Raw genomic sequence first — 9,963 nt, 5'->3', positions numbered from 1 at the left:
GGTTGGGCGTCCGCCCGGATGGCCGCCTGGCTGGCCATCGACCCGGCGCGTACCCGGCCGGTCTGGTCACCGGGCCGCGCCGACCGCGACCCGGTGGCGGCCTGGACCGAGTACGCGCTCGCCGCGCCGCTGCTCTGCGTGCGTGGCGACGGTCCGGACTGGGCCGCGCCGCCCGGTGTCACCTTCGCCGACTGGCTGGCCGGAGCGCTTCCCCGTCCACCCACCACCGACGACCTGGAATACCACCTCAGCACGCTGTTCCCGCCGGTACGCCCGCGCGGCTACCTCGAGCTGCGTTACCTGGACACCCAGCCCGGGCGGGAGTGGACCGTGCCGCTGGCGGTGCTGGCCGCGCTGTTCGCCGACCCGTCCACCACCAGGGATGCGCTGGCCGTGGCCGCTCCGGTGGCCGACCGGTGGAGCGCGGCGGCGCGGCGCGGCTTGGCCGAGCGCCCGTTGGCGACCGCCGCGGCGACCCTGTTCGACCTGGCCCGCACGGCCCTGTCCGGGCTCGAACTGCCGGCCGGGCTGCACGACGAGATCGACCGAGCGATCCGGCGGCGCCGCGCCGTCGCGGAGAGGGGAAACCGGTGACCACGACCGAGCGCCCGGGCACGGATGCCGAGCAGTTGCGCGGCCGGATCGCGGCGGAGTTGGAGCGCACCCGGGCCCGCACCGCCCTGCTGACCGACGCGGTGGACGACGACGACCTGGTCCGGCAGCACTCGACGCTGATGTCGCCGCTGGTCTGGGACCTCGCGCACGTCGGCAACCAGGAGGAGCTGTGGCTGGTCCGCGACGTCGGCGGCCGGGAACCGGTGCGGTGCGACATCGACGACCTCTACGACGCCTTCAAGCAGCCCCGCAAGGACCGCCCCTCGCTGCCGCTGCTGCCCCCGGCCGAGGCGCGCGCCTACGTGCGCACGGTCCGCGATAAGGTGTACGACCTGCTCGACGGCATCCGCTTCACCGACCGCCGACTGGTCGAGGACGGCTTCGCCTTCGGCATGATCGTGCAGCACGAGCAGCAGCACGACGAGACCATGCTCGCCACCCACCAGCTGCGCGCCGGCGCGCCGGTGCTGGACGCCCCGCCCCCGCCCGAGCCCCGGGCGCGGGTCGCCGGCGAGGTGCTGGTGCCGGCCGGGCCGTTCACCATGGGCACCTCGACCGACCCGTGGGCGCTGGACAACGAGCGACCCGCACACACGGTCGACCTGCCCGCGTACGCCATCGACGCGGCACCTGTCACCAACGGGCAGTACCGTGCGTTCATCGCCGACGGCGGCTACGACGAGCCGCGCTGGTGGAGCGCGGCCGGCTGGCGGCACCGGGTCGAGGCGGACCTGAGCGCGCCGCTGCACTGGCGGCGCGACGGCGACGGGTGGGCGTACCGCAGGTTCGGTCGCTGGTCCACGGTCCGCGACGACGAGCCGGTGGTGCACGTCTGCTGGTACGAGGCGCAGGCGTACGCGGCGTGGGCCGGCAGGCGGCTGCCCACGGAGGCGGAGTGGGAGAAGGCGGCCCGGTGGGACCCGGTGAGCGGTCGTTCCCGCCGCTACCCCTGGGGTGACGAGGACCCGACCACCGCGCACGCGAACCTCGGCCAGCGGCACCTGTGGCCGGCGCCGGTCGGCGCGTACCCGGACGGCGCCTCGCCGCTCGGCGTGCACCAGCTCGTCGGCGACGTGTGGGAGTGGACCTCGTCGCCGTTCCGCGGGCACCCGGGATTCACCGCGTTCCCGTACCGGGAATACTCCGAGGTCTTCTTCGGCGACGACCACCGGGTGCTGCGCGGCGGCTCGTTCGGCACCGACCGGTCCGCCTGCCGGGCCACGTTCCGCAACTGGGACTACCCGATCCGGCGGCAGATCTTCAGCGGCTTCCGCTGCGCCCGGGACGCCGGCGGAGAGGAGTGAGCCGGCCCGATGTGTCGCCACCTCGCGTACCTCGGTCCACCGGTGCCCCTGGGCAGCCTCCTGTTCGACCCGCCGTACGGCCTGCTGCGCCAGTCGTGGGCGCCACGGGACATGCGCGGCGGCGGCACGATCAACGCCGACGGCTTCGGCGTCGGGTGGTACCCGGACGGTGGCGACCCGGTGCGCTACCGCCGGGCCCAGCCGATGTGGAGCGACACCACCCTGCCGGAGCTGGCGGCCGTGACGTCGGCCGGGGCGGTGCTGGCCGCCGTCCGCTCCGCCACGGTGGGGATGCCGCTGCACGAGACCGCCGCCGCGCCGTTCGCCGAGGGGCGCTGGCTGTTCAGCCACAACGGTGTGGTGCGCGGCTGGCCCGACAGCCTGGTCCCGCTGGCCGCCGGCCTGCCGGTGCGCGACCTGCTCACGTTGGACGTGCCCACCGACTCGGCCGTGCTCTGGGCGCTGGTCCGGCACCGGCTGCGGGGCGGGGCGGCGCTCGACGAGGCGGTGGCCGACACGGTCGCCGCGGTCGCCGCGGCGGCGCCCGGCTCCCGGCTGAACCTGCTGCTCACCGACGGCACGACGGTGGTCGCCAGCGTGGCCGGGCACGCGCTGTCGGTACGACGCGGCCCGGGTTCGGTCCTGCTGGCGTCCGAACCGTTCGACGACCACCCCGACTGGCGGCCGGTGCCGGACGGGCGGCTCGTGGTGGCCACCACGGCCGGGCTCGACATCCGGGACCCGACCGCCGCCTGACCGGCCAGGTCCAGGGATACGACAGAGAGGACACGTGATGGGCGCGGAACCGCTGGAGATCCACCTGGAGCAGCAGGACCTCGACCGGGGGCTGCGGGAGGACGTACGGGTCGGGCTGACCGCCACGCCGAAGTGGCTGCCGCCCAAGTGGTTCTACGACGCCCGGGGCAGCGAGCTGTTCGAGGAGATCACCCGACTGCCGGAGTACTACCCGACCCGGGCCGAGCGGGCGGTGCTGGCCGCGCACGCCGACGACGTCGCCGCGACCACCGGGGCGAAGACGCTGATCGAGCTGGGGTCGGGCTCGTCGGAGAAGACCCGGCTGCTGTTGGACGCGTTCACCAGGCACGGCGACCTGGGCACGTTCGTGCCGTTGGACGTCTCGGTCAGCGCCCTGCGCGGGTCCACCGAGCAGATCGCCGCCGCGTACCCGGGGTTGCGGGTGCGGGGGATCGTCGGCGACTTCACCCGCCACCTGGACCGCCTGCCCACCGGTGGCCGGCGTCTGGTGGCGTTCCTCGGCGGCACGATCGGCAACCTGCTGCCGGTGGAGCGGGCCGAGTTCCTCACCGCGATGCGCGCCGCGCTGGAGGCCGGCGACTGGTTGCTGGTCGGCACCGACCTGGTCAAGGACCCGGCGGTGGTGGTGCCCGCCTACGACGACGCGGCGGGCGTGACGGCCGAGTTCAACCGCAACGTGCTCCGCGTGATCAACCGGGAGTTGGGCGCGGACTTCGACCTCACCGCGTTCCGTCACGTGGCGGTCTGGGACCCGGAGCGGGAGTGGATCGAGATGCGGCTGCGCGCCGAGCGTCCGACCCGGGCGCGGGTGCTCGACCTGGACGTGGCGTTCGCCGCCGGCGAGGAGCTGCGCACCGAGGTCTCGGCCAAGTTCCGCCCGGAGGGGATCGCGGCCGAGCTGCGCGCCGCCGGGTTCGACAGGCAGGAGTTCTGGACCGACCCGGACGGCCTGTTCGGCGTGAGCCTGGCCCGGGCGGACTGAGGCCCCAGCCACACCCGGCGGCCGGGTGGACGGGTGATCGGCTAGGCTGGCGGCGCGAAGGGGAGTAGCCCCCAATGTCGTGGTCGACACACTGGTGCGTTCCGCATCCGGCCACGCGGCCTCGGTTCCCGGGGCGGGCGAGACCTTCGACTCAGGCTGTCGCAGCCGGGTCGAGGGCGCCCCTGTCTCTCCTCCCGGCTTGATCGGGAAGGTTCACATGGAGGGTTTCCTCGTCGCGCTGGTGGTCAGCTTCGGCGTCATCTTCGTCGCCGAGCTGGGGGACAAGTCCCAGCTCATGGCCCTGACGTTCGCCACGCGCTTCCGGCCCGTGCCGGTCCTCATCGGCATCACGATCGCCACGGCGGTCGTCCACCTCGCCTCGGTGGCCATCGGCTACGGGCTGAACGCCGCGCTGCCCACCGGTTGGATCTCGCTCATCGCCGGCCTGGCGTTCCTCGGCTTCGGCGCCTGGACGCTGCGCGGCGACAAGCTGACCGAGGAGGAGAAGCGCAAGGCCGAGCGCAGCACCAAGTCGGCGATCGTCGCGGTCGGCGTGGCGTTCTTCCTCGCCGAGCTGGGCGACAAGACCATGCTCGCCACCATCACCCTGGCGACCAAGTACGGCTGGTTCGGCACCTGGCTCGGCTCGACGCTCGGCATGGTCGCCGCGGACGCGCTGGCGATCCTGGTGGGCCGGATGCTCGGCCGCCACCTGCCGGAGCGGGCGATCCGCTACGGCGCCGCCGTGCTCTTCGCCATCTGCGGCCTGTGGCTGGTCTTCGAGGCGATCAGGGAGCTGAACTGAGCCGGCGGCATCCGGGATGATCGGGCCCGGTCCCGGTGGGTAAGTGTCGGGGAGGCGGTGCCGTGGCGCGCCGCCGCCAGGATTCGGACGACCGGGAGGTTCCGCGCATGAGCAGGCACGACGAGCCCAACGAGTACGGCTTCGCGGGCGGTGCGACCGCCCCGGAACCGCCGGCCGGCGGACGCGTGGACGAGCAGGACCGCGCCGAGCAGGTCGCGGTGCCCGGCGACGACCTCACCGAGCCGGTCGCCGACGCGCTCGAGGAGGAGACCGCCGACGAGCACGAGGCCCGTCCGGCGCAGCGCCGCCGCTGACGCCCGGCGCCGGCCGTCGATCCCGCACCGGGTCGGCGGCCGGCGCCTTGCGCGTCAGGCGGATTCCTGCTGGTAGACGTCCGGGATGCCGTCGCCGTCGTCGTCGCGGCTCTCCCGCTCGCTGATCCGCCGGTAGACCCGGTTGCGCCGGATCAGCACCACGGCGGCCAGGACGGCGGAGAGCACCGAGCCGAGCAGTACGGCCACCTTGACGCCGTCCTCCTCGGGGCTTCCCGCACCGAACGCCAGCTCACCGATGAGCAGCGACACGGTGAAGCCGATGCCGGCGAGGAGCGCCAGGCCCACCAGGTCCGCCCAGGTGATCTCCTCGTCCAGTTCCGCGCGGGTGAACCGGGCTAGCAGGTAGGTCGAACCGAACACCCCCACGACCTTGCCCAGCACCAGACCGGCAGCCACCGCCATCACCACCGGGCTGGTGAGGGTTTCGCCAAGGTCCACGCCGACCAGGGTCACGCCCGCGGCGAAGAAGGCGAAGACGGGTACCGCGAAGCCGGCGGAGACGGGCCGCCAGCGGTGCTCCAGTCGCTCCGCCAGCCCGGGCGCCCCGCTCCGGCTGGGCAGGACCGGGACGGTGAAGCCGAGCAGTACCCCGGCCACGGTGGCGTGCACGCCGGAGGCGTGCACCAGCGTCCAGGCCGTCACCGCGAGCGGGATCAGCGCCCACCACCAGGTGCGACGCCGCTGCACCAGCAGCCCGAACGCGGCGATCGGCAGCAGCGCGCCGAGCAGGGGCAGCGGGTGGAAGTCGGCGGTGTAGAAGACCGCGATGATGGTGATCGCGAAGAGGTCGTCGACCACCGCGAGGGTGAGCAGGAAGGCCCGCAGCCCCTGTGGCAGGTGAGAGCTGACCACGGCCAGCACGGCGAGCGCGAACGCGATGTCGGTGGCGGTGGGGATCGCCCAGCCCCGTACTCCGGCGCCGCCGGCGCTCACCGTCACCGCAAGGTAGATCAGCGCCGGCACCACCATGCCGCCGAGCGCGGCGACCACCGGTAGCGCCGCCCGCCGGGGGTCGCGGAGGTCACCGGCGACGAATTCGCGCTTGAGCTCCAGCCCGACCACGAAGAAGAAGATCGCGAGCAGCCCGTCCGCCGCCCAGGTGGCGAGGCTGAGGTCGAGGTGCAGCGACGTGCCGCCGGGCCAGGGCACCCAGTCGCCCAGTGCCGCGTACGCCGCGCGCCACGGTGAGTTGGCCCAGACCAGGGCGACGACCGCGCCGAGCAGCAGCAGCCCGCCGCCGACCGTCTCGGTACGCAGCACGTCGGCCAGGAAGCGCGCTTCCGGCCAGGAGCGGCGGGCCAGCAGGCGGGAGGAGTGCGGGGAGCGGTCGGGCATGCGGCATCCGATCGGGAGCAGGGGTCGACGATGTGATCGCCGACCAGGCTTCCCGGCACACCATGGTCAACCCTAACGGCGGTTCCGGCCGTCGGCGAGCTGAGCCGGTGGGACGCTCCTCTCATCGCGTGGGAGGGGGTCCCACCGGCCGTGGCTCAGCGCTGTCCCGGCAGGGCCGGCAGGGAGGAGCCGATCGCCTCGCAGAACGCCGCCATCCGCTTGATCAACTCGTCCGGGTCGGCGTACGGGTCGAGCGCGCGCACCTCATCCGGGTCGAGCGCGGGCACCGGCACGTGCGAGATCAGCGGGTGCAGCGGGCGGGTGTCCACCTCGTCGGCGCCGAACAGGTCCTCGTGCAGCTTCTCGCCCGGGCGCAGCCCGGTGTAGACGATGTCCACCGGCCGGTCCGCCTCGGCGGCGAGCCGACGTGCCACGTCGGCGATGCGTACCGGCTCGCCCATGTCGAGCACCAGCGCCTCGCCGCCGCGGCCGATCGTGGCGGCCTGCAGGACCAGGTGCACGGCCTCCTGCACGGTCATGAAGTAGCGGGTCACGTCCGGGTGGGTCACCGTGATCGGGACGCCGGCCCGGATCTGGGCCTGGAACGCGGTCAGCACCGACCCCCGGCTGCTGAGGACGTTGCCGAACCGCACGCTCAGGTAGGTGCCGCTCATCCGCTCGGCCTGGTACGCGGTGAGCCGTTCGGTGATCCGCTTCGAGTAGCCCAGCACGCTCGTCGGGTTGGCCGCCTTGTCTGTGGAGATGTTGACGAACTCCGCGACGTCCCGGCAGGCCTCCAGCACGTTCAACGTGCCCAGGATGTTGGTCTTGATCGCCTCGCCCGGATGCCGCTGCAGCATGGTCAGGTGCTTCAGGGCGGCGGCGTGGAACACCACGTCGGGCTGCCGGTCGGCGACCACCCGGGCGATCCCCTCGGCGTCCCGGATGTCGGCCAGGATCAGTTCGGGGCCGTCCAGCAGGGCGCGGCCGTGCAGCGACATCTGGAGCGCGTGCAGCGCGGACTCGTCGCGGTCGAGCATCATCAGCTCGTCCGGCTCGCAGCGGGCGATCTGCCGGCACAGTTCCGAGCCGATCGAGCCCCCCGCGCCGGTGACCAGCACCCGGCGGCCGGCCAGCCCGCCCCGTTCGACGGTCAGTTCGGCCACCCGCTGGGCGCGGCCCAGCAGGTCGGTGAGCTGGAGGTCGCGGACGTCGGTCGCGGCCACCGGCCGGTCGAGCAGCTCCCGCACGGGCGGCAGGACCTTGAACGCGGCCCCGGCCTCCAGGGTGCGGGTCCGCACGTCGCGCAGCAGCTGCGGGTCCGAGCTGCTCATCGAGAAGATCACCGTACGTGCCTGGGTCGCGCGGACCACGTCGCCCACCTGCTCACGGCCGCCCAGGACACGCAACCCCTCCAGCCGCAGCCCGCGGCTCTCCGGGGCGTCGTCGAGCAGCCCCATCGGCCGGTAGCTGCTGTCCGGGTCGTGCAGCAGCGCCCGGACCAGCCGCTCGCTTGCCGCGTCGACGCCGTAGACCAGGCAGCGCTCGGCGTGTCGGGCGGCCGGGCGGTGCCGGTCGGCGTGGGCGCGCCACAGCCCCCGGGCGGTCGCCATCAACACCAGCGCGACGGCGCCACCGACCAGCGGGGTGGTCGCCGGGACCGGTCGCTCGGCCCACGGGAGCACTCCGACGAAGGTGACGACGGCGGCCGACGCGACGGTCGCGGCCAGCCCTCGGGCATCGCCGGCGCTGCCGATCGGGTAGCGGCCGTAGACCTGCGAGCGCACCAGCGTGAGCAGCGCGTACAGCGCGGCGCAGGCGAGCGCCACCCCGACGATCCGACCGCTGACGGCAGCCGTCAGGTCGAACTCGTACCGGGTCCACGCCGCGCCGAGAAATCCTCCGCACCACGCGGCCGTGTCCAGCGTTAACAGGGAGAGGGTGGCGGCGCGGTGAGTGGTCCGACCGCGGGGTCGCACGACGTCGGCGGTGGTTTCACGATCCATGGGCTGCCTCGATGTCCTATCCAGATTGAACGGAATTAGACCGTCTGTGCCTGTTCGGTCGTTTACATTCGTCAAGTCACCTAACGTGGCGAATAGGCGATTCGATCCTGGCACGGCTACTGGTGTTTTTAGGGGGCTTTCGTGCAGTTTCATCGGCAGACCGGCGTGTCGCGAGGGGGAGCGTGATGGACGTTCTCGGCTACCTGCGCCTGGTCCGACGCCACTGGTGGATCGTGCTGGTCGCGGTGATGCTCGCGCTGGGCACCGCCGCGCTGGTGACGGTCCGGACCGCGCCTCGCTACGAGGCCTCGGTGACCTTCTTCGTCACCACACCCAGCCAGGGGGTCACCGACGCGTACCAGGGCAGCCTCTTCCTCCAGCAGCGGGTGAAGTCCTACGGCGACCTGCTCACCAGTGACCGCCTGGCGCAGAGCGTGGTGGCCGACACACCGCTCGGCCTCACCGCCGACCAGGTCCGCAGCCGGATCACCACCGCCACCACCGCCGGCACCGTGCTGCTCAACGCCACGGTCACCGACACCGACCAGAACCGGGCGCTCAAGACCACCGAGGCGCTCGCGGCCAAGTTCACCGAGCTGGTCCGGAAGGTGGAGACGCCGCCGGACGGCAAGTCCCCGCCGATCAAGATCGAGGTGGTGAGCGGCCCTCGGGTGACGTCCAGCCCGGTGTCGCCGCAACCGGTGCGCAACCTGGTGCTCGGCGGCCTGCTCGGGCTGCTCGCCGGTGCCGCGCTGGCCGTGCTGCGCGGACTGGCCGACGTGCGGATGCGGGACGCCGTCGCGTTGCAGCGGGTCACCGGCAGCCCGCTGCTGGGCGAGATCCCGTTCGAGTCCGGCGCGAAGGCGGCCCCGTTGATCGTCGGCGACGCGGCCAACTCGCCGCGGGCGGAGGCGGTCCGCAAGCTGCGCACCAACCTGCGCTTCGTGGACGTGCACGAGCCGGCCCGGGTCATCGCGGTCACCAGCGCGTTGCAGGGCGAGGGGAAGACCACCATGGCCTGCAACACCGCCATCGCCCTGGCCGAGGCCGGCTGGCGGGTGCTGCTGATCGACGCCGACCTGCGCCGCCCGAAGGTGGCCGACTACCTCGGCCTCGACGGCGGTGTCGGCCTGACCGACGTGCTTGTCGGCGACGTCCAGGTCGGTGACGTGGTGCAACGCTGGGGCGAGAAGTCGCTGCTGGTGCTGCCCAGCGGCGCCGCCCCGCCGAACCCCAGCGAGCTGCTCGGCTCCAAGGCGATGGCGGACCTGTTGGTGGCGCTGCGCGAGTCGGCGGACATCGTGGTCATCGACACCGCGCCGTTGCTGGCGGTCACCGACGGCGTGGTCGTGGCCGTGCAGGCCGACGGCGCGCTGCTGGTCACCCAGCAGGGGCGGACCTCCCGCAGCCAGGTCGCCGCGGCGGCGCACGCGCTCAGCTCGGTGTCGGTGCGCCTGCTCGGCTGCGTGCTCAACATGGCCAAGGTGGCCAAGGCCGACGCCTACCAGTACGAGGCGTACAAGGTGGTCGTGCCGCCCGCCGCACCGTCCGTGCCCACGGACCGGGCCGGTTCCCGGCGGGGCGGGCAGCAGGTCGTGGGCGACCGGACGCAGGAACTCACCCGGCTGTCGCGATGAGCGCCCGCACCGGTCGGATCGACCGTTCGATCTCCTCGGCGCAGCGACGGAAGTCGGCCGGGGAGCCACCGATCGGGTCGTGCAGGTCGTCCGCGCCGGGGGCGGCGGGTTGCATCCGCCCCCGGGCGCGGACGGCCGCGGCCACCGCCGCGCGCAGCGGCGTGTCC

At 73.4% G+C, this 9,963-nt stretch carries 9 protein-coding genes and 1 pseudogene; 7 read left to right on the top strand and 3 right to left on the bottom strand.

Annotated elements, in window-relative coordinates; translation table 11 throughout:
• The 6 genes from HUW36_RS17390 to HUW36_RS17365 form a co-directional block, all read left to right on the top strand.
• The coding region (locus HUW36_RS17390) for a glutamate-cysteine ligase family protein (RefSeq protein WP_246248201.1) at positions 1-594 on the top strand (594 nt) is incomplete at its 5' end.
• Positions 591-1,919 carry an ergothioneine biosynthesis protein EgtB gene (gene egtB, locus HUW36_RS17385; RefSeq protein WP_174529137.1) on the top strand — a complete coding sequence of 443 codons (1,329 nt, stop codon included), beginning with the start codon at positions 591-593 and terminating at the stop codon, positions 1,917-1,919. The genes HUW36_RS17390 and egtB, both read left to right, overlap by 4 nt.
• Before the next feature lie 9 nt (positions 1,920-1,928).
• Complete coding sequence (egtC, locus tag HUW36_RS17380) at positions 1,929-2,675, top strand: ergothioneine biosynthesis protein EgtC (RefSeq protein WP_174529136.1); 747 nt, start codon at positions 1,929-1,931, stop codon at positions 2,673-2,675.
• A gap of 37 nt (positions 2,676-2,712) precedes the next feature.
• On the top strand, positions 2,713-3,678 hold the full coding sequence (gene egtD, locus HUW36_RS17375; RefSeq protein WP_174529135.1) for an L-histidine N(alpha)-methyltransferase: 966 nt from the start codon (positions 2,713-2,715) through the stop codon (positions 3,676-3,678).
• A 217-nt stretch (positions 3,679-3,895) separates the two neighbouring features.
• Positions 3,896-4,483 (top strand): TMEM165/GDT1 family protein, encoded by a 588-nt coding sequence (locus HUW36_RS17370; RefSeq protein ID WP_098744627.1) that lies wholly within the window; start codon positions 3,896-3,898, stop codon positions 4,481-4,483.
• A gap of 107 nt (positions 4,484-4,590) precedes the next feature.
• Entirely contained in the window at positions 4,591-4,797 is a 207-nt protein-coding gene (locus tag HUW36_RS17365; RefSeq protein WP_174529134.1) for a hypothetical protein, read from the top strand.
• Between the two features lie 54 nt (positions 4,798-4,851).
• Here HUW36_RS17365 and nhaA read toward each other — a convergent pair whose 3' ends face one another.
• Entirely contained in the window at positions 4,852-6,153 is a 1,302-nt protein-coding gene (gene nhaA / locus HUW36_RS17360; protein WP_174529133.1) for a Na+/H+ antiporter NhaA, read from the bottom strand.
• Between the two features lie 155 nt (positions 6,154-6,308).
• The gene (locus HUW36_RS17355) at positions 6,309-8,159 is read right to left on the bottom strand and encodes a nucleoside-diphosphate sugar epimerase/dehydratase (protein WP_174529132.1); all 1,851 of its coding nucleotides are present in this window, start codon (positions 8,157-8,159) and stop codon (positions 6,309-6,311) included.
• A 185-nt stretch (positions 8,160-8,344) separates the two neighbouring features.
• On the opposite strand from HUW36_RS17355, the gene HUW36_RS17350 reads away from it, so the two are divergent.
• Positions 8,345-9,796, top strand: a complete 1,452-nt coding sequence (locus HUW36_RS17350; RefSeq protein WP_174529131.1) for a tyrosine-protein kinase domain-containing protein — start codon at positions 8,345-8,347, stop codon at positions 9,794-9,796.
• Here HUW36_RS17350 and HUW36_RS17345 read toward each other — a convergent pair.
• Positions 9,777-9,963 (bottom strand): annotated as a pseudogene (locus tag HUW36_RS17345) (arsenate reductase/protein-tyrosine-phosphatase family protein); the annotation flags it as partial. The gene HUW36_RS17350 and the pseudogene HUW36_RS17345 overlap by 20 nt on opposite strands.

It is taken from the genome of Micromonospora maritima, assembly GCF_902825405.1.
Lineage (GTDB): Bacteria > Actinomycetota > Actinomycetes > Mycobacteriales > Micromonosporaceae > Micromonospora > Micromonospora maritima.
Note: the sequence above shows the minus strand (reverse complement) of the source record. Positions and strands in the feature narration are given on the sequence as shown.